Annotated in this window: 22 protein-coding genes and 1 pseudogene; 19 read left to right on the forward strand and 4 right to left on the reverse strand. The window is 70.8% G+C overall.

Annotated features, from left to right (window positions below; genetic code table 11):
• The first annotated feature begins 2 nt into the window (after window positions 1-2).
• From ABZ880_RS47955 to ABZ880_RS48030, 16 genes are all read left to right on the forward strand, one after another.
• Complete coding sequence (locus ABZ880_RS47955; protein ID WP_361277364.1) at window positions 3-470, forward strand: SRPBCC family protein; 468 nt, start codon at window positions 3-5, stop codon at window positions 468-470.
• Window positions 467-1,489, forward strand: a complete 1,023-nt coding sequence (locus tag ABZ880_RS47960; protein WP_361277365.1) for an SDR family oxidoreductase — start codon at window positions 467-469, stop codon at window positions 1,487-1,489. Before ABZ880_RS47955 ends, ABZ880_RS47960 begins: the two co-directional genes overlap by 4 nt.
• A gap of 62 nt (window positions 1,490-1,551) precedes the next feature.
• Window positions 1,552-1,800 carry an acyl carrier protein gene (locus tag ABZ880_RS47965; RefSeq protein ID WP_361277366.1) on the forward strand — a complete coding sequence of 83 codons (249 nt, stop codon included), beginning with the start codon at window positions 1,552-1,554 and terminating at the stop codon, window positions 1,798-1,800.
• Window positions 1,797-2,702 carry a hypothetical protein gene (locus ABZ880_RS47970; RefSeq protein WP_361277367.1) on the forward strand — a complete coding sequence of 302 codons (906 nt, stop codon included), beginning with the start codon at window positions 1,797-1,799 and terminating at the stop codon, window positions 2,700-2,702. Before ABZ880_RS47965 ends, ABZ880_RS47970 begins: the two co-directional genes overlap by 4 nt.
• A 110-nt stretch (window positions 2,703-2,812) precedes the next feature.
• Complete coding sequence (locus ABZ880_RS47975; protein WP_361277368.1) at window positions 2,813-3,064, forward strand: acyl carrier protein; 252 nt, start codon at window positions 2,813-2,815, stop codon at window positions 3,062-3,064.
• 59 nt (window positions 3,065-3,123) lie between these two features.
• Entirely contained in the window at window positions 3,124-4,419 is a 1,296-nt protein-coding gene (locus tag ABZ880_RS47980) for a beta-ketoacyl-[acyl-carrier-protein] synthase family protein (protein ID WP_361277369.1), read from the forward strand.
• Window positions 4,413-5,561 (forward strand): beta-ketoacyl synthase N-terminal-like domain-containing protein, encoded by a 1,149-nt coding sequence (locus ABZ880_RS47985; protein WP_361277370.1) that lies wholly within the window; start codon window positions 4,413-4,415, stop codon window positions 5,559-5,561. The genes ABZ880_RS47980 and ABZ880_RS47985 overlap by 7 nt, the downstream gene beginning before the upstream one ends.
• Entirely contained in the window at window positions 5,558-6,550 is a 993-nt protein-coding gene (locus ABZ880_RS47990; protein WP_361277371.1) for a beta-ketoacyl synthase N-terminal-like domain-containing protein, read from the forward strand. Before ABZ880_RS47985 ends, ABZ880_RS47990 begins: the two co-directional genes overlap by 4 nt.
• Window positions 6,550-7,380, forward strand: coding sequence for an alpha/beta hydrolase (locus tag ABZ880_RS47995; RefSeq protein ID WP_361277372.1), 831 nt, complete (start codon window positions 6,550-6,552; stop codon window positions 7,378-7,380). The genes ABZ880_RS47990 and ABZ880_RS47995 overlap by 1 nt, the downstream gene beginning before the upstream one ends.
• A gap of 5 nt (window positions 7,381-7,385) precedes the next feature.
• Window positions 7,386-8,480, forward strand: a complete 1,095-nt coding sequence (locus ABZ880_RS48000) for a beta-ketoacyl synthase N-terminal-like domain-containing protein (protein ID WP_361277373.1) — start codon at window positions 7,386-7,388, stop codon at window positions 8,478-8,480.
• A 75-nt stretch (window positions 8,481-8,555) separates the two neighbouring features.
• Window positions 8,556-9,236 carry a DsbA family protein gene (locus ABZ880_RS48005; protein ID WP_361277374.1) on the forward strand — a complete coding sequence of 227 codons (681 nt, stop codon included), beginning with the start codon at window positions 8,556-8,558 and terminating at the stop codon, window positions 9,234-9,236.
• The gene (locus ABZ880_RS48010; protein ID WP_361277375.1) at window positions 9,233-10,168 is read left to right on the forward strand and encodes an oxidoreductase; all 936 of its coding nucleotides are present in this window, start codon (window positions 9,233-9,235) and stop codon (window positions 10,166-10,168) included. Before ABZ880_RS48005 ends, ABZ880_RS48010 begins: the two co-directional genes overlap by 4 nt.
• Window positions 10,169-10,367: 199 nt before the next feature.
• Window positions 10,368-11,312, forward strand: a complete 945-nt coding sequence (locus tag ABZ880_RS48015) for an ABC transporter ATP-binding protein (RefSeq protein WP_361277376.1) — start codon at window positions 10,368-10,370, stop codon at window positions 11,310-11,312.
• Window positions 11,312-12,148, forward strand: a complete 837-nt coding sequence (locus ABZ880_RS48020; RefSeq protein WP_361277377.1) for an ABC transporter permease — start codon at window positions 11,312-11,314, stop codon at window positions 12,146-12,148. The genes ABZ880_RS48015 and ABZ880_RS48020 overlap by 1 nt, the downstream gene beginning before the upstream one ends.
• A 49-nt stretch (window positions 12,149-12,197) precedes the next feature.
• Window positions 12,198-13,553 carry a histidine kinase gene (locus tag ABZ880_RS48025; RefSeq protein WP_361277378.1) on the forward strand — a complete coding sequence of 452 codons (1,356 nt, stop codon included), beginning with the start codon at window positions 12,198-12,200 and terminating at the stop codon, window positions 13,551-13,553.
• Complete coding sequence (locus tag ABZ880_RS48030; protein WP_361277379.1) at window positions 13,550-14,215, forward strand: response regulator transcription factor; 666 nt, start codon at window positions 13,550-13,552, stop codon at window positions 14,213-14,215. Before ABZ880_RS48025 ends, ABZ880_RS48030 begins: the two co-directional genes overlap by 4 nt.
• Window positions 14,216-14,427: 212 nt before the next feature.
• On the opposite strand, the gene ABZ880_RS48035 is transcribed toward ABZ880_RS48030, so the two are convergent.
• From ABZ880_RS48035 to ABZ880_RS48045, 3 genes and pseudogenes are all read right to left on the reverse strand, one after another.
• Window positions 14,428-14,883 carry a DUF5959 family protein gene (locus ABZ880_RS48035; RefSeq protein ID WP_361277380.1) on the reverse strand — a complete coding sequence of 152 codons (456 nt, stop codon included), beginning with the start codon at window positions 14,881-14,883 and terminating at the stop codon, window positions 14,428-14,430.
• Window positions 14,884-14,932: 49 nt separating this feature from the next.
• Window positions 14,933-15,148 (reverse strand): annotated as a pseudogene (locus tag ABZ880_RS48040) (IS256 family transposase); the annotation flags it as partial.
• A 599-nt stretch (window positions 15,149-15,747) separates the two neighbouring features.
• Window positions 15,748-16,176, reverse strand: coding sequence for a helix-turn-helix domain-containing protein (locus tag ABZ880_RS48045; RefSeq protein WP_361277381.1), 429 nt, complete (start codon window positions 16,174-16,176; stop codon window positions 15,748-15,750).
• An 82-nt stretch (window positions 16,177-16,258) separates the two neighbouring features.
• Between ABZ880_RS48045 and ABZ880_RS48050 the strand changes: the two genes are divergently transcribed.
• The 3 genes from ABZ880_RS48050 to ABZ880_RS48060 all read left to right on the forward strand — a co-directional run bounded on the left by ABZ880_RS48050 (window position 16,259) and on the right by ABZ880_RS48060 (window position 18,609).
• On the forward strand, window positions 16,259-17,143 hold the full coding sequence (locus ABZ880_RS48050) for an NmrA family NAD(P)-binding protein (protein ID WP_361277382.1): 885 nt from the start codon (window positions 16,259-16,261) through the stop codon (window positions 17,141-17,143).
• Between the two features lie 130 nt (window positions 17,144-17,273).
• Complete coding sequence (locus ABZ880_RS48055) at window positions 17,274-18,161, forward strand: N-acyl homoserine lactonase family protein (protein ID WP_361277383.1); 888 nt, start codon at window positions 17,274-17,276, stop codon at window positions 18,159-18,161.
• Window positions 18,148-18,609 carry an SRPBCC family protein gene (locus tag ABZ880_RS48060; RefSeq protein ID WP_361277384.1) on the forward strand — a complete coding sequence of 154 codons (462 nt, stop codon included), beginning with the start codon at window positions 18,148-18,150 and terminating at the stop codon, window positions 18,607-18,609. The genes ABZ880_RS48055 and ABZ880_RS48060 overlap by 14 nt, the downstream gene beginning before the upstream one ends.
• On the opposite strand, the gene ABZ880_RS48065 is transcribed toward ABZ880_RS48060, so the two are convergent.
• Complete coding sequence (locus tag ABZ880_RS48065; RefSeq protein WP_361277385.1) at window positions 18,555-19,115, reverse strand: MarR family transcriptional regulator; 561 nt, start codon at window positions 19,113-19,115, stop codon at window positions 18,555-18,557. The two genes, ABZ880_RS48060 and ABZ880_RS48065, sit on opposite strands and share 55 nt — an antisense overlap.
• Window positions 19,116-19,163 lie beyond the last annotated feature (48 nt).

Consider the following 19,163-nt stretch of genomic DNA (forward strand, 5'->3'; position numbering starts at 1 on the left):
ACGTGCCCACCATCACCACCCGCCAGACGACCGGGGAGCCCCCCGGCCGCATCTGGGACGCCCTGCTCGACACCGCGTCCATCCCGTCCTACGTCCCCGAGGTCGCCGAGGCCGAGATCCTCACCGTCGACGGCGACCGGCGCACCACCCGCTGGGCCGTGCTGCTCGACGGCCCGCGCCTGGAGTGGGTGCAGGAGGACCTGCTCGACCACGAGCGGCGCCGCATCGACTTCCGGCACACCTGGGGGCCGCTGTCGCGCTGCACGGGCCACTGGCAGATCGGCGCCGACGGCCCGCACACCACCGTCGAACTGCACCTCGACTTCGAGATCGGCATTCCGCTGATGGACGCCCTGCTCGGCCCGATCGCCGAGCGCAGGCTGCGGCGGTTCACCGAGTCCGTGCTGGCGCGGATCGGCGAGAGCGCCGCTCCGGGGGCGGCGGGCATCTCTCCGAGGAGCGCCGGATGAGGATCCTGCTGACCGGGTCCGGTGGCGTGGTGGGCAGCGAAGTCCTCGCGCAGCTGGCCGAGTTCGAAGACCGCGCCGAGGTGACGGCGGTGACCCGGCGCCCGAGCCGTCCGACGGAGACCGGCTGGGTGCTGGGCGCCGAGCCCGCCCCCCAGGAGCTGCGCCGGCGGCACTGGGACGTGATCGTCCACAGTGCCGCCTCCACCCGGTGGACGATGACCAAGGAAGAGGCGATCACCGCCAACGTCCGCACCACCGAGGCGGTCCTCGAACTCGCCGACGCCGACACGCACGTCGTGCACATCTCGACGGCGTACGTCGACGGGCAGGAGGGTGCCGCCCGCGACCCCGAGTACGGCCTGTACCGCAACGGCTACGAGTGGTCCAAGGCCGAGTCCGAGGACGTCGTGCGCACCCGGCATGCGGGGCCGCTGACCATCGTGCGGCCGCCGCTGGTCTTCGGCCGCAGCACCGACGGCGCGATCGCCCGCCTGTCGGGCCCGTACGCGATGGTGCAGTCCCTGATCTCCGGTCTGGCGCCCGCGCTGGTCGGCGATCCGGACGGCTTCATCGAGATCTCGCCGGTGGACCAGGTCGCCCAGGTCATCGTGGCCGCCGCGCTCGGGTCGCCGCCGGCCGTGCAGGTGGTGGAGACGATCGCCGGGGGCGAGAGGTGCCTGCGGGTCTCGGACATGGTCGCGGTCATCACCCGGACCATCAACGAGTGGCGGGCCGAGCGGGGCATCGCGCCGATCCCGCTCGCGCCCGTCATCCCCACCGCCCACTGGCACGGCTTCTACCTGCCGCTGTCCACCCCGCACCTCTCGGACGTGCAGCAGCGCGCGGTCGACCTGCTGAGCATGTTCGAGAGCTACACCAGCATCCCGGCGCCCTTCACCCCGACCAAGCAGGTCCGCGACCCCGCGGACCTGCTGGCCCGCTCGGTCCGCTGGTGGGCCGACGCCAAGCCCCGGCACGCGAAGCGGCTGCCGGAGCCGTGGCAGCTCGTCGCGGCCTGACAACCCGCCTTTCCCACTCACTGAACTCACTCACCTGAGCTCACTCACCTAAGGAAACCGAAATGACCACCGCCACGCTCGAAAAGGAATCCCTGCGCGAACTCGTCGCCGACGCCCTCGACGTCGAGATCGAGGACGTCACCGACGACGCCCTGTATGTCGAGGACCTCGGTGTCGACTCCCTCATGGGCCTGGAAATCCTGGTCCAGCTGGAGAAGAAGTTCGGCGTCAAGATCTCCGAGCAGGAATTCGGCGAGATCACCAACTTCGGCCAGACCTACAACCTGCTCCACTCGAAAATCACGGGATGAGCGGGCATGAACGCTGCCGGTCGGTCCGTACCCCCTTCACGGAGGTCCGGACCGACGGCGTATCGCTGCGACTCGACCCCGCCGAGGCGGTGTTCAATGGCCACTACCGCGGCTTCCCGATCTTCGCCGGGGTCTTCCTCGTCGAGACGGCCCATGTGGCCGCACTGGATCGCCCGCCCGCCGGAGCGCCCCAGCTGCGCCTGGCCCGCCTGGAGTCGGCCCGCTTCCTGCACCCCGCCTACCCGGGCGACACCCTGACCGTCTCGCTGCGCTGGACGCAGGACGAGCCGGGATCGGGCTGGGTGTGCCGGGCGACGGCCGCCACCGAGCGCGCCCCGGTGGCGCGCATCCGCCTGCGCTACGAGGAGGCCGGCGCCGCCCGGTCCCTCGTACCGCCCGAGTTCCCGCCCCAACCGGCCACCGGCCTGGGCCCGTTGAACCTGCCCGAGCTGATGGCCCGCATCCCGCACCGCGACGACATGCTGCTGATCGACCGGGTGCGGTCCTTCACCCCCGGCGGGCAGGTCACCGCCGAGAAGGCGATCACGTACGGCGAAGCCTGGTACCGCCACCTCGACTCCGAGGTGAAGGACCCGCTCGCGTTCGCCTATCCCATCGGCCCGCTGATGGAGTCCTTCAACCAGGCCGCGGCGGTGCTCGCCACGGCCGACAAGGCCAACACGGACGTGCTGGCCGAAGAGGTTTTGATGCTCGGCAGCTACACCCAGGTGGCCTTCGGTGCCCCGGTGTTCCCGGGCGACACCCTCGAGCACTCGGTCCGGCTGGCCCGCACCATCGACGGCATCCAGATCTTCGAGGGCAGCACGCGCGTGGCCGGCGCGGTGGTCCTGACCGTGGAGCAGGCCGTGCTGGCCCGCCGCCCCGCCGACCGCATTCGCTGACAACTTCCTGCCGCGGCCCGGCCGATCGCCTTTGTCGCGGTCAAGAATGAACTCACGGAAATCAATTCCGACTCAAGTACCGCTCACGTCATTTCGCAAGGAGATAACGCATGTCCACCGAGCTCGCCGAGCGCACCGAGACCATCAAGGAAATCGTCTGCGACATCCTCGAGATCGAGGAGGACGAGGTCACCCAGACGAGCCTTTTCAAGGAGGACCACAACGCCGACTCGCTGCGCGCGATCGAGATTCTCGCCGCGCTGGAAAAGGAGTTCAGCGTCGTCATCAACCAGAGCGAACTGCCCCGCATGGTGAACATCGAGGGCGTCTACCAGGTCGTGGCCGAGGCCGCCGGCTGGTAGGGCCGAGTCCGCGCCCGGATCCGGGTGAGGGAGCGACGACTGTGGATCGGAAGGGTGGCATGTCAGCACAGCACGGCGCACCGAGCGCCATCGGGCCGGCCGGGGAAGGGGCACGCCACCGGGTCGTCCTCACCGGGTTCGGCGTGGTCTCCAGCATCGGCCTCGGCGTCGCCGAGTTCCTGCGGGGCCTGAAGGAGGGCCGCAGCGGGGCCAAGCCCATCTCCGTGTTCGCCACGGAGGGGTACTCGCACTCGACGGGATGCGAGGTCACCGGGTTCGACCCCGCGCAGTGGATCTCCGAGCTCGACCTGGACCAGCTGGGGCGGGCCACGCAGTTCTCGGTGGCCGCCGCCCGCATGGCCCTGCAGGACTCGGGCCTGGACCTGGGCCGACTGCGTCAGCAGCGCGGCCTGATCTCGATCGGCACCACCGACGGCGAGTCCTACGACCTCGACCATCTCGTCGAGGCCGAACTCGCCGACGGTGCGGAGAAGTTGGACCCGGTGGCCGTGCGCCGGGTCCCGGCGGGGCGGCTGTCGGTGGCCGTCGCGCAGGAGCTGGGCCTGAGCGACGTGGAGGCGGTGACGGTGCCCACCGCCTGCGCGGCCGGCAACTACGCCATCGGCTACGGCTTCGACGCGGTGGCCTCCGGCGAGGCCGAGTTCGCGTTCTGCGGCGGCGCGGACGCCATGTGCCGCAAGACGTTCACCGGCTTCTACCGGCTGGGCACCATCGCCCCGGACCGCTGCCAGCCCTTCGACGCCGACCGCAAGGGCATCCTGACGGGCGAGGGCGCCGGCGTCCTGGTCCTGGAACGCCTGGACTCGGCCCTGGCCCGCGGCGCACACATCTACGCCGAGGTGCTGGGCTACGGCCTCAACTGCGACGCCTACCACCAGGTGGCGCCCAACCGGGACAGCGTGGCGCGGGTGATGCAGCTCGCCCTGGAGAACTCCGGCGTCAAGCCGGAACAGGTCGACCTGATCTCCGCGCACGGCACCGGCACCAAGGCCAACGACGTCACCGAGGTCGGCGCCATCCGGCAGGTGTTCGGGGACAGCCCGCCGCGCACGGTGTCGGTGAAGTCGATGCTCGGGCACAGCATGGGCGCCGCCAGCGCGCTCGGCGCGATCGGCTGCGCGCTCGCCATCGACAACCGCTTCGTGCCGCCCACCATCAACCACGTCACCACCGACCCGGAGTGCACCGTCGACTGCGTGCCCAACCGGGCGGTCGAGGCCGATCTGAGGGTCGTGCAGAACAACGGGCTGGCCTTCGGCGGCAACAACGCGGTTGTGCTGCTGGGCCGTTACGAGGCCGATCCCACTGACATGAAGGAGGACGCGCTGTGCTGAGCCAGGCCATCACCGGCATCGGCGCCATCGCGAGCACGGGCAGGGGTGTCGACGACCTCTTCGAGAACCTGTGCGCCGGCGTCACCGGCCACGCCCCGCTGCGCGGCTTCGAGCGGGCCAACTTCCGGGCCCAGTACGCCTACGAGGTCGACGACCGCCCGGCCGAGGGCATTGACGTGCCGGCCCGCGCCACCGCCCTGCTGCTGGATGCGGTCGGCCAGGCCGCCAAGGACGCCGGCCTCGGCGACGACCTGACGGGCATCCCGGTGCTCGTCGGCACGGGCCTGCGCGAGCTGCGCTCCCTGGAGCTGTGGTGGCGCGGGGATGCCGAACTCACCGAGCACGCACTGCACTTCGGGCCCGCACTGAAGCAGCGGTTCGGCGCCGAGCAGACGTACACCTTCTCCAACGCCTGCTCCGCCTCGCTGTACGCGCTGGCCCTCGGCTCGGACCTGCTGGCCCGGCCGGACGGCCCCGACACGGTGATCGTGGCCGGTGTCGACGTGCTGACCGAGAGCATGTACGGCCTGCTGGAGCGGGTCCATCCGCAGGCGCCCGAGCGGGTGCGGCCGTTCGACCGCAACCGCACCGGTGTGCTGATGGGCGACGGCGCGGCAGCCGTCGTCCTGCAGAAGGAGGCGACCGGGGCCGAGGGGCAGCAGGTGCACGGGCGGCTGCGCGGGGTGGCGGTCAACTGCGACGCCTACCACGCCACCGCGCCCTCGCCCGAGGGCATCGCGCAGGCGATGCGGCAGGCGTACGCCGTCGCCGCGGTCGAGCCGAAGGATGTCGACCTGGTGATGCTGCACGGCACCGGCACCCTCCTCAACGACGAGGCGGAGGCGGTCGCGCTGGCCGAGGTGCTCGGCTCGGACGCGGACAAGCCGCTGATGACCGCGGTCAAGTCGATGACCGGGCACACCTCGGGCGGCTCCGGCCTGCTCAACCTGGTGGTCGGGCTGCGGGCCATGGACCAGGGGCGGATCCCGCCCACGGTGGGCCTGGACGACCCGGTGGACGAGGCGGCCGGCTTCCGCTTCGTGACCGGTGCCGAGCGTCAAGCACACCTGGAGACCATGCAGTTGAACGCCTTCGGCTTCGGCGGCATCAACGCGGTGGCGATCGTGGAGGCGGCCCGATGAACGGTTCAGTGGTCATTACGGGCGTCAGCGTCCTGGTCCCCGGGGCCGACACCCCGGCGGCCCTCGCGGCCGGGCCCGAGGCGGGCGGGCGACCCGTCGCCCCAGAGGTGCTGGTCGGCAAGAAGGGCCTGCGCTACAAGGACCGGGCGACGCAGCTGGCGTACTGCCTGGCCTCGGGCGCGCTGATGGACACCGGGCTGCTCGACGAGGACGGGCTGACCGTCCCGGGCACGAGCATCGGGGTCGTGGCCAGCTCCAACTTCGGCAACGTGGACACCGTGGTCCGCGCCCTGGACACCATCCGGGCGCAGACGGTCACGGCCACCTCGCCGATGGACCTGCCGAACGCCTCCAGCAATGTCGTCGCCTCCTCGGTGGCGATCCGCTTCGGCCTGCAAGGGCCCAACCTGATGGTCTGCAACGGCGCGACCTCGGGCCTGGACGCCGTGCACTGGGCCGCCACCATGATCGACTCGGGTCGGGTGGAGCGGGTCCTGGTGATCGGCGTGGAGCCGGACAACGACGCGGTACGGCGCCTGCTGGGCGAGGGCCGCACGGGCCTGGACGGCGGTGCCGCCCTCGTGGTCGAGCGCGCCGAGGCCGCCCGCCACCGCTCGGCCACCGTCCGCGCGATCTACGGCGGCTACGCGATGAGTGACGGCATCCGCTCCTGCGTGGAGGACCTCGCCGGCGCGGAGCGCACGGCACCGGCCCGCTGGCAGATCCCGCAGGACGCCACCTCCGCCCTGCCCGACGATCTGCTGCCGGGCGTGCCGCGGGCCGGCCTGGGCGCCGGGCTCGGTCAGGCGTCCGGCGCACTGGGGGTGCTGCAGTGCGCGGCGGCGACCGACTGGTTCGACGAGGGCGGTACGGGCCCGGTGTACGCGGTCTCCGGCGCGGCGCTGGGCGGTGCCACGGCCGGCGTCTGCCTGCTGTCCCCCTCCCAGCCCGCTTCGACTCCACTCCCCCTTGCGGGGAGCCGACGGTGATGCGTCCCCCCGCGCCGTCGGCTCCCGTCGTGCTGCGGCGGCACCCGGGTGCCGCCGCAGCAGGCGCCCCCAGAATCCTGTTCCTGCACGGCCTCGCGGGCAGCGACACGGTGTGGGACGAGACCGGGCGGCAGCTGGGCGCCGAGCACGAGGTCTGGTCGGCCCAACTCCCGTGGCGGGGCCAGGGGGTGGAGGGCTGGGGCCGGACCGCGGACCTCGGCCCCTGGGTCGAGGAGGCGCTGGCTTCCGTGCCCGGCCCGGTGGACGTCGTCGTCGCGCATTCGATGTCGTCCAACGTGCTGCTCGAACTGCTCGACCGCACCGACGGGTTGGCTCGTTTCGGCATCCGCGCGCTCGTCCTCGTCTCGCCCTTCTACCGGGGCACGGCGGAGGAGTTCGACTGGGCGACCATCACCCACTACCTCAACGACTTCCATCTGATCCTGCAGGAGGGCATCCGCGCCCACTCCGGCGGCCGGGTGTCGGCGGAGAGCGAGATCCTCATGGCGCAGCGGGTGCGGGAGTGGATCGGCCCGTACGGCTGGATCCGCTTCTTCGACCTGTTCCTGCGCACGCCCGAACTGCGCACGGCCCGCATCACCGTGCCCTGTCTGGTGGTGGGCGGCGCACACGACATCGCCACCCCCTCCGAGCACGCCATCGCGCTGGCGGGCGCGCTGCCCGACGCCCGCCTGCGCGTCCTCGCCGGCAGCGGCCACTTCCCGATGGTGGACGAGCCGGCCGCCTTCCACGCCGAGCTGGGCGCGTTCCTGGATGCGGTCCTGCCGCCGGCGCCCGTCCTGCAAACCACCCTCACCACAGAAACGTGACGATCATGAGTGCTACGGCAACGGCGGTCCGCCGCCCGGTCATCACCGCCTGGTCCGCCGTCTCGCCCTTCGGCGTCGGCCGGGCCGCGTTCACCGAGGGCGTCCGCCAGCGCCGCGACACCAGGGCGGCGCTGGCACCCTCGTACGAGAAGACTCCGGAGCCAACCGCCTGCCTGGTACCGGGCTTCGACGTCCGCTCGGCGCTCGGCCGCAAGGGCACCCGCTCCATGGACCGGGTCACCGGTCTGACGGTCACCGCGGTCGGCGCGCTGCTCGACGAGAGCGAGCGCAACCGGCGGGTGGGCACCGGGGAGGGCGCGGCCTTCGCGCTGGGCACCACCACCGGCAGCGCGCAGAGCATGATGGACTTCACCCGCGACTCGCTCACCGGCGAGCAGCCGTTCTTCGTCGACCCCGCGCAGTTCCCCAACACGGTGATGAACTGCGCCAGCGGCCAGAGCGCGATCTGGTACCAGCTCAAGGGCCCCAACACGACGATCGCGGGCGGCCGGGCGGCGGGCCTGCACGCCCTCAACTACGCGCGCCGGCTGCTGGCTTCGGGCCATGCGCAAAGTGTGCTGTGCGGGACGGCGGAGGAGTTCTCGCCGGCCCGCGCGTGGCTGGAGCACCACACGGACGCCTCCGGTTCCCTGCCGCTGGGTGAGGGCAGCTCCATGCTGCTGGTCGAACCCGCCGGGGCGGGCGACCAGCCGGTGCTGGCCGAGATCCTCGCCGTCGAACTGGGCGTCGTGCTGGGCGAGGACGTGCGCGCCGCCCTGGCGTCCTGTCTGCGCCGCGCCCTGGACCGGGCCCCGGTGGACCCGAACCAGGTCGTGGCGATCGCCCGCTCCTGCAGCACCGGCCGCGCGGGAGCCGACGAGCTGCTCGCCGTGGCGGACGTCCTCGGCGAGACCGCGGCCGTCGACCTCGCCCCGCACGAGCTGATCGGCGACACGGGAGCGGCGGCCGCCGGCTTCCAGACGGCATCCCTGCTGGCGTACGCCGAGACGCATCCCTCGCAGGCGTCCGGCCGGGTCGGCCTGATCACGTCCGTGGACCGCACCGGCTCGGTCGGCTGCGCGCTGCTCCTCCTGCACTGACCGACTGCGCTGATTGCACTGACGTACTGCACTGATTGCACTGAACTGCCCGACGCACAAAGGAGTTTGACCGCCATGTCCCGACGCCGCGCACCACGCTGGTACTTCTCCTTCCGCAGCCCGTACTCCTGGATGGCCTACCGCGATCTGACGGACCGTTACCCGGACGTCGCCGACGCCATCGACTGGCTGCCCTTCTGGGAGCCCGACGAGCCCACCGCCCAGGACCTCACCGAGCGCGGCATCCGCCTCCCGTATGTGCCGATGTCGCGCGAGAAGCACCTCTACATCCTCCAGGACGTGCGCAGGCTGGCCCGCGAGCGCGATCTCGAGATGGTCTGGCCGCAGGATCCCGAACCGCACTGGGAGGTCTCGCACCTGGCCTACCTGGTCGCCAACCGCCTGGGCCACGGCCGCCGCTTCATCGACGCGGTGTACCGGGCCCGCTGGGAACAGGGCCGGGACATCTCCGATACGGCGGTCATGGCCGCCGTGGCGTCCGAACTCGGCCTGGATCCCGAGCCGTTCGAGAAGGCGGCCACCGACCCGGCCGTACGGGAGGAGGGCCTGGCCTCCATCGAACTCCTGCACCGTGACGGGGTGTTCGGGGTGCCGTACTTCATCGACGGCTTCGACAAGTACTGGGGGGTGGATCGGCTGCCGGCGTTCGTCTCGCGGATTCGGGCGCAGCATCTGCCGCCGGAGCTGCTGGCGGCGGCCGGGGTGGATCAGGGACATGCGGGGGGTTGCGGTTGACCGGCGCACGGCCTGTGTGGACGGCGGCCGACGTGCCCGACCAGCAGGGCCGGACCGTCGTGATCACAGGTGCCAACAGCGGCCTCGGCTTCGAGACGGCGCGGGTCTTCGCTGAACGCGGCGCGACGGTGGTGCTGGCGTGCCGCAGCCTGGAGCGGGCGGCGGACGCCGAGGCGCGCATCAAGGCTGCGGCGCCCGACGCCCGGCTCGCGGTCCAGGAGCTGGATCTCGCGTCCCTCGCGTCGGTCCACCGTGCGGCCGACGACTTGCGCGCCTCGCACCCCCGCATCGATCTGCTGATCAACAACGCGGGAGGTCTACGACTGCGCCACGAGGTCACCGAGGACGGCTTCGAACTCACCCTGGCGACCAACCACTTGGGCCCGTTCGCGCTGACGGGCCTGCTCCTGGACCGCCTCCTGGCCACCCCTGGCTCGCGCATCGTGACGGTGAGCAGCATCGGCCACCGCCACGGCAGGATCAACTTCGCGGATCTGCACGGCCGACGCCGCTACCTCGCCCCGGCGGCCTACTTCCAGGCGAAGCTCGCGAACTTGATGTTCACGTACGAACTGCAACGCCGCCTGCAGACGACCGCAGCGGACACGATCGCCCTGGCCGCCCACCCGGGCAACGCCAGCACCGAGTTCGGCCGCGACCTCCCCTCCCCCGCCCGCTTCCTCATGAGCCAACGCCTGAGCCCACTCAACTCCTGGCTGGTCCAGCCGCCGCAGATGGGCGCCCTCGGCACCCTGCGCGCAGCCACCGACCCCAAGGCGGAGGGCGGCGCCTACTACGGTCCTCCGGGCCTGACCCAGTTCACCGGTCACCCGGAGCGCGTCGAGTCCACCGCCCGCTCCCACGACACCGGGGTCCAGCGACGGCTGTGGCAGGAGTCGCAGCGGCTGACGGGGGTCGTGTACCCGGGGTGATCTTTTAGGGGCGCGGGGAACGGGGTCACCTCACGGGATGAGGCGCCGTTGGTACCGCGGTACCACTGGGCCCCCGAAGACTCCCCCGCGGTCCCAGGAACCCGGCTGGCCCCGCCCCTAGCTTCGAACTCAGAAACGCAGACACCGCGGCGCATCCAGGCATCCGCGGACGGGTTCGAGGCAGGGAAGGCCCACGCCGATGATCGAAGCGAGTGAGCTGACGAAGCGCTACGGGGACAAGACGGTCGTAGACCATCTGAGCTTCACCGTGAAGCCGAGCGAGGTGACCGGCTTCCTGGGCCCCAACGGTGCCGGCAAGTCCACGACGATGCGCATGATCGTCGGCCTGGACTCCCCCACCGCGGGCAAGGTCACCGTCAACGGGCGCTCGTATGCGAGGCACGCCGCGCCGTTGCAGGAGATCGGCACCCTGCTGGAGGCCAAGTCCGTCCACCCCGGGCGCAGCGCGTTCAACCACCTGATGGCGCTCGCACACAGCCACGGCATTCCGCGCGGCCGGGTGGAGGAGGTCATCGAGCTGGCCGGTCTGACCAGCGTGGCCGGCAAGCGCGTCGGCGCCTTCTCCCTGGGCATGGGCCAGCGCCTGGGCATCGCCTCCGCCCTGCTGGGCGACCCGGCGATCGTCATGCTCGACGAACCGGTCAACGGCCTTGATCCGGAAGGCGTGTTGTGGGTACGCAACCTGCTGCGCGGCCTGGCCGACGAGGGCCGCGCGGTGATGCTCTCCTCGCACCTGATGAGCGAGACCGCCCTGATCGCCGACCACCTGGTGATCATCGGCCGCGGCCGGCTGCTCGCGGACACCACGGTCGACGACTTCACCCGGGAGGCGGGCGGCGGAGGCGTGAAGGTCGCCACGACGGAGCCGGCAAGGCTGCGCTCGCTGCTGGCCGCCCCCGACGTCACGATCACCTCCTCCTCCGCAGAGGAACTCCTGGTGGCGGGACGCGACGCCCGCGAGATCGGGGCGATCGCGGCCCAGCACGGGGTGCCGCTGTACGAACTCACCCCGCAGTCGGTGTCGTTGGAGGCGGCCTTCATGGAGCTCACCCGCGATGTCGTCGAGTACCAGAGCGGACCTGCCGACACCGCACACGCCACTGCTGAACGAAAGGCCGCCTGATGACCGTCACCGACCTTGCCCCCGTGCCCGCCCCTGCCCGTACCACCTACAAGGTGACCGGCCCGCGGGTGCTGCGCTCGGAGTGGGCCAAGTTCTGGACGCTGCGCTCCAGTTGGATCACCCTGGCCGTCGCTGTCGTACTGCTGATCGCCTTCGGCGCGATCGCCGCCGCCACCTACAGCCCCGACGCCACCGCGACGGGCGGCCCGCCCGGACCGGGCTCCGGCGACAGCGACGCGGTCAGCCTGGCCCTGACCGGCGTGACCTTCGCGTCGCTGGCGGTGGGTGTGCTGGGGGTGCTGCTGTCGGCGGGCGAGTACACCACCGGCATGATCCGCTCCACGCTCGCGGCGGTGCCGCGCCGGCTGCCGGTGCTGTGGTCGAAGGCGGCCGTGATCGGCCCCATCGTCCTGGTCCTGTCGACGATCGCCGCGCTGGCGGCATTCCAGCTCGGCAAGCTGGGCCTGGACGGCGAGAAGATCGCGCTGTCTTTGGGTGACGACGGCGTGCTGCGCAGCCTGGCGGGCGCCGGGGTCTACCTCGGCCTGGTGGCCGTCTTCGGCGTGGCCCTGGGCGTCCTGCTGCGCTCCTCGGCCGGGGCCATCGCGGTCCTGGTCGGTGTGCTCCTGATCCTCCCGGGTCTGGCCTCGCTGCTGCCGGATTCCTGGTACGACACGATGAACCCGTACTTCCCCAGCAACGCGGGCTCGGCGGTCTACGCCCTGCACCAGTCCTCGGACGCGCTGTCGCCGGGGGCAGGGCTGGCGGTGTTCGGCGGCTGGGTGGCGCTGGCGCTGATCGGAGCGGCGGTCCGGTTGGTCCGCTCGGACGCGTGACCTGCTAGGACGGGGACACGTGACCTCTGGGACGGGGACAATGGAGTCCATGAGTCCGGAACGCGCGGCGGCCGCCGCGGACGCGTCCCGGGGGACGGCGGGAGCACCGTCCCCCGGGCTCGACGCAGCCTGGGCATCGCACCCGGTCCTGGACAGCATGCTGCGCGGCCAGAACCACCGACGCCAGCTGGACCGGAGACATCCGTGGCTCTTCGACACGGCCGTCGTACTGATCGTCGCCCTGATCAGCCTCCCGGACCTGCTCACCCGCCAGACCCACGGCCCCTTCGGGGAGGCCAGCACCCGCGCCGACTACCCGACCGTCGTCCTGATCGCCTTCGCCGCGGCACTCGTCGTGCCGCTGTGGTGGCGCCGAAAGGCCCCCGCGGTCACGTACTTCGTGATCCTCTCCGTGTCCCTCGTCCAGTGGTCGCTGGGCGTGTGGCAGCAGGCCGGCATCGCAGGACTGGTCGCCCTGTACACCCTGGCCTCGCGGGGTTCGCTGCGGCTGCTGGGCTGGGCGGCGGCGCTGACATTCGCCGGCCTGACCCTGGCCATCTGCGTCCTGGTGCCCGTACAAAACCCGCTCCTGGGCCTCTTCTTCCTCTTCGGCACGACGATGGCGGCCATGGCCACAGGCCTGACGCTCCGCATCCGCCGTATGTACCTGGCCGCGCTGGAGGACCGCGCCGCCCGCCTGGAGATCGAACGCGACCAGCGCGTCCAACTCACCGCCGCGGCCGAGCGGGCCCGGGTGGCCCGCGAGATGCACGACATCGTCGGCCACAACCTCTCGGTCATGGTCAGCGTCGCCGACGGCGCCGCAACCCTGGCCACCAACCGGGGCGAACAGTCCGCCGAGGCCCTGCGCATCCTCGCCGACACGGGCCGCCAGGCGATGAGCGAACTGCGCCGAGTCCTGGGCGTCCTACGCGAGAACCAGCCCGCCGAACGCCCCCTGAACCCCCAACCGGGAATCCCCGACCTGGACCCGCTCCTGACAAGGGTCCGCGCGGCGGGCCTACCGGTGGCGTACCGGACGGTGGGCAACCTCGACACCCTGAGCAGCGGCGTCCAGCTCACGATCTACCGCATCGTCCAGGAGTCGCTGACGAACACCCTCAAACACGGAGGCCAGGGCGCGACGGCCGAGGTGTCGGTGACCTCCGAGACCGGCAGGGTCCACATCCGCATCGCAGACACAGGAACACCACCGACGGTACAAACGCCGACGGAAACACAGACTGCCGCCCCCGGGCACGGCTTGGTGGGCGTGCGCCAACGGGCGGCGATGTACGGCGGCGAGGTCACCATCGGCCCGCGCGACACGGGAAACGGCTGGCTGGTGGACGTATCCCTGGACGCCTCAACGGACCCCCCGCCCCCAGGAGACCCCAAGCGATGACCACCGTGCTGATCGCCGACGACCAGCCCCTGCAACGCATGGGCTTCCGCATGCTGCTGGAGGGCACCCCCGGCCTGACCCCGGTCGGCGAGGCGGCACACGGAGCCGAAGCGGTCCGCCTGGCCGCCGAACTCCGCCCCGACGTGGTCCTGATGGACATCCGCATGCCCGGCATGGACGGCCTGGAAGCAACCCGCCGCATCATCGCAACGGGCGGCCGCACGAGAGTCCTGATCGTGACGACGTTCGACCTCGACGAGTACGCCTACGAGGGCCTACGGGCAGGCGCGAGCGGCTTCCTCCTCAAGGACGCCCGCCCGGAGGAACTGGTGGCAGGCATCCACGCGGTGGCAACGGGCGACGCGGTAGTGGCCCCGAGCCTGACCCGCCGCCTCCTGGACGCCTACGCCCACCAGGTCCTGGCCCCGTCCGACACCCCCGCGGAAGAGGACCCCCGCCTCCATTCCCTCAGCGACCGCGAACGAGAGGTCCTGATCGCGATCGGCCAGGGCTGGACGAACACGGAGATCGCGGAGCGGCTGGTCCTGACGGAGTCGACGGTGAAGAAGCACGTGGGCCGCGTCTTGGCGAAGATCGGAGCCCGGGACCGCATCCAGGCTGTGATCATGGCGTATGACGCCGGGCTGGTGAGGGCCAAGTAGAGGCGGGTCATGCGCCGCTCGTCGCTGTTGCGCTGCTGGTAGGTCCCGCGGTCGGGCACGGGTGTGGCTCCCCGAGAGGATCCGGATGGCCGAGGCCGCCTGGAGGGACGGACGATGGCCGATGCGTTTCTCCGTGATCGGCAGGCGGGTGCAGCACCGTCACGAGCCGCTCAACTGCCGGGATCTGAGCGGGTTGGTTCGTCGGCCATGGTTCAGTCTTCGGTCATGGACCAGGCCCCCCAGACCAAGTCCAGGCGTCGGTACGCGTCGTCGAACCAGGCGTCGGCCAGGGGAACGGTGACCGTCACCGTCGTCAGGGACATGGAGTAGTCCTTGATCGTGACCTGGCACCGGTCGTCGTCTTCGTCGAGTTCGATGAACAGCCACGGGGCGCGTTTTCCCTCGCGCCAGGCGATGTCCTGGCCCGCGTCGAGCGAGTCCAGAGCCTGCTGCCACTGCCGCAGGTCCTCAGGGAAGAGCCACGTCTTGAGGGTGCCACGGACGAAGGGCGTATCGACCACGAACTCTCCGACCAGGGCATTGGCCTCGGTGGGAGGCTTGCGCTCCTCCTTCCCCGTGATCCGGAGAATGACGCTATTGCCATTCCCCTCCAGGCGGATCAGGTCGATCGGATCCTCAGCCAAGACTGCCCCTCCCGACTCGCGCATGCTGCCGAAGACTAATCGTCGGCACGGACACAGGGTCGATTGAGGTGTGTCAGGCCGCGTGGGCTTCGGGGCGTTCGGCGAGGTGTCCGCGTTCGAAGCGGGCTCGGGCGCGGACGAGGGCGACGAGGTGGGGCGTATTCACGGCCCGCCACCGCTGCTGGGCCACCTCGACGAGCTTGAAGACCATGGCCAGGGCGGCGGTGCGGGAGCCGGCGCCGCGGGTGACCTTGGTCCGCAGCCGGACGGTGGAGAAGGTCGACTCAACGCCGCAACCATTTCGCGACGAGGGAGACGCCGATCTCCCTCCAGGAAGCCGGCCCTCCGGTCCAACGGAAGCGGCGGTCGGTCGGGGCCGCGTCAGCAACGCGGCAGTTGCCAGGAGCAGTCCCGTCCGCGGACAAGGGCCGGATGTCGGCGCTCGCCCGGTCCGCGCCGTCCTGTGGCGCGAACGCGTAGTTGATGCACCTAGGAGGCAGACGCGGCCACCCCGGCCACCGCCAGGGCTCCCGACGCGCCCATGCGTCTCAGCCGGTGTGCGGCTATGAGCTCGTAACACGATCTTGTTGAAGTGTGCTGGTCGGGCGTGACCAGTACGACGATTCCCCCGTTCGTGAGGTGTGGGATCCCGGCCGTGGATCGTGGACGACAAACGCTGGGTGCTCGTTTTGCACAACAATCGTCTTACCGCTGCTGTCCGGGACGCTGCTCGGGCCGAAGGGGAAAAGCGCCTCGGGTCGCGGTCCGAGATCGTCGACGCCGACGATGCTGCATACCGAGCACTGGAAGACCGGGCTCGTCAGCGTGATCCGCGATCTGTGCCCGGGCGACAAGCGGGTCGAGGCCGAAGCCCGTGTGCCGACGGGGTCACCGGAGGACCGTCCCCTCGTTGGCGTGTTCGGTGTCCCAGGTGCTGCGGGCTGCGGCGATCGCGCTCTTGTGGTCGCGGGACCAGTCGGCCAGGCGGAAGACGGTGTCCGCGAGGCTGCGCCCCATCTCAGTGAGCCGGTAGTCGACCTGCGGCGGGATCGTCGGGTAGGCCCTGCGCTCGACCAGCCCGTCCCGGCACAACCGCTTCGCGGTCAGCGTCAGCATCCGCTGTGAGATGCCCGGAATCGCCCGCTGCAGCTCGCGGAAGCGCCGCACGCCCTTCGACAGCTCCACCACGACCAGCACCGTCCACTTGTCGCCGAGCCGGTCGAGGACATCGCGGATACCGCAGTCGTCGTCGCCACACGGCCCGTCGGGAACGGAGCCGTTGACCTGGGAGGTTACGGCCGTGTTCGCGACTGACATAGAAGTGCCTCCTTACGAACCCGCCCGTACCTGCGGATGCTTCGGATGTGTCTCCGCCGACATCAACACAGGGAGCGTCCCAATGATTCTCGTGACGGGTGTATCCGGAGCCCTGGGCGGCTTGATCTTGGACGGGCTGTCCGCGCTCGACGACCTCGAGGTGGTGGCGGGCACCCGTTCCAGCGACGGCACGACGGCACGACGTGTCGACTTCGACGAACCGGCAACCCTGGCCGAGGGCTTCCAGGGCGTGGACGTGTTGGTGTTCGTGTCGGCGGGATACGCCGAAGACGATGTCGTGCTCGCTCGCCACGGCGCGGTGGCCGACGCGGCCGCCTCCGCAGGCGTACGGCACGTCATCTACACCAGCCTCGCCGGCTCCGGCGATCTGATGACCATCGCCCTCCCGCACCGCTGGACTGAGACCCGCCTGGCCGCCGCGCCCTTCGACGTCACGATCCTGCGCAACGGCCTCTACGCCGAGGGGGTACCGGTGGACCTCGCCGCTCAGTCCGCCGGCCCGGCGGCCGAAACCGGGGTCTTCACAGCCGCCCTGGGCGCCGGCCGGGTATCGGTCGTGGCCCGGCAGGACCTCGCGGACGTCGCCGTACGCGTCGCGGCCGAGACTCAGCGAGACCTGACAGCGGACGGCAGCAGCCGTCACTCGCACAAGACGTACGAACTCGAGGGAGTCACCGCGATCGGCGGCGTCGACATCGCGGAGGCGCTGGCCAATGGGCTCGGCCGCCCGGTCGAGTACCGCACCCTCTCCCTCTCCGAAACCCGCACCGCTCTGGACGGAAGCCCTCTGGAGCCGTACCAGATCACCCACACCCTCTCCCTCTTCGCCAATACGAACGCGGGCCTCCTGGAAGCCCACGCATCAGACTTGCCCACCCTCCTGCCGACGGCCCCCCGCCCCATCCACGACCTGATCGTCAAAGCCGTGGAGGCCGCGTCGCGCTAGCGCGTGTTCCCAGGACGGCACGGACGGAGGCCGAGATCTTGCCGCCTTGATCGACGCCGTGGTTGGCCTCTATGAAGGCCACTATATGTCGTGTAACCTAATGACACGACATCAATTTCAGGAGGTCGACATGCCGTCGGCAGACCCCATCTCGAGAGTCGCCGTGATCAGTACCGGATCAGTGGCGATCCGCCCCGAACACGTGGGCCCCACCCGGAAGAACCTCTACGTGTGGCTGTTCACGTCGCGCCGGTGGACCGCCCCCCGGCCGATCAACGCGTACGTCATCGAGCACCGGGAGGGCGTGGTGCTCTTCGATACCGGCCAGGACCGGGCCTCCGTGACGGATCCGGGCTACTTCCCGGGCGGTCCCAACGGGCTGATCTACTCCAGGCTGGCGAAGTTCGAGATCGGCCCGGCCCAGACGCTCACCGCAGGGCTCACCGGCCTGGGCTATCGCACCGGCGACGTGCGGACGGCGGTGATCTCCCACCTCCACCAGGATCACATCGGCGGGCTTCCGGTGCTGGGCGGCGCGGACGTCGTCGTCAGCCGGGACGAGTGGCAGGCACTGAGCGGGCCGATGCCCGAGGCGCGCGGGTTCCTGCGGTCGCACATCGACCTGCCCGGACTGCGGTGGAATCGGATCACCCACGAACCACTGGCGGACCCGGCGCTGGCGCCCTTCACCGACGGGCACGACCTCTACGGCGACGGCAGCCTCGTCCTGCTACCCACGCCCGGCCACACACCCGGATCCCTGTCACTGCTCGTACGACGCCCCGGCCGGGCACCCCTGCTGCTGGTCGGCGATCTCACGTACGACGCCGAGCTGCTCTCGGCCGGCAAACTCCCCGGCGTAGGGGACAAGAAGCAGATGTCCGAGGCCGTGCACAAGGTGAACGCCCTGCGCGCCAGGCTGCCGGGTCTCGTCGTGCTGGCGGCACACGACCCGGGCGCGGCGCCAAGTCTGGCCGCCACGCTCGCCCAGGAGAGGGACACGCATGACGCCCTCTGATGACCCCCTCACGACTCACACCCGGCATGCCAGCCGCGTCATCGAAGTCCCGGTCCACCGCGTGCTGGACGCCCTGCTCGATCCGCTGGCCCTGCCTGCCTGGAACCCGGCGTTTCGCCGCGTGCACGGCCCGACCACGGCCAGGCCGGGTGACACGTACGCGATCAACGTACGCGGGTTGCCCGGTCGCCTCACCTACGACGAGACGGGCCCCCTGTCCATCGCCATGCGCTGGCAGATCCCCGGCTTCGCGGAGGACGGCAACTGGCAACTCCAGCCCGGCAAGCGAGGGGTGATGGTCAGCCACGGCTTCACCCATCACGGCCCGCTCGCCTCCCTCCTGGAACCCGCCTTCCGGACAGTCGCCGAGTTGCGGCTCGAGCGACTCGCTCGCTATAGCGCGGCGGCCGACTCGACCCGGCGGGCCACGGCACGGCCGGAAGGCTGATCGGCCACGAGGTCGCGCAGGAATGCGTTCACGGCCTCGAGGTCGTGTCCGTGGGCGGCGGCCTCGATCCACCGGTGGACGTCCTTCTCGATATCGGCGATCTCCGTCGCGGCGAGCCGGCCGGCGGAGGTGAGCGTGAGCTCGACATGCCGCCGGTCCTGCGCGTCCTCGACGCGCAGGACCAGCCCGGCACGCACCAAACGGTCGACGAGGCGGCTGGGGTTCGTGCCCGACTCGCACACCAGCAATTCCCCCAGCCCGCTCAAGGTCAACGGCTGCCGGTCGGCCAGCAGGCTGAGCACCTCCGCCTGGGACGGAGTCACCTCCAACGGCCGCAGCGCCCGGGCCAGCCGACGGTTGCCCTCGCGCTGCGCAGCAAGGATGAGGTAGCGGAGCTCCTCGCCGGGCTTCATCGCATCTGCCTGTTCCGCATCGACTGCCCTCTCGTCACATGACACGTAGTTAAATGATACGTCACACATCCCGGACCTGAGCGCGTCGATCACGAGCCGAGGACTTCCCGCCCCATCGGATCCATCTGTCTTGGAACGGCT

This window comes from Streptomyces sp. NPDC047043 (assembly GCF_040644055.1).
Classification (GTDB): Bacteria; Actinomycetota; Actinomycetes; order Streptomycetales; family Streptomycetaceae; genus Streptomyces.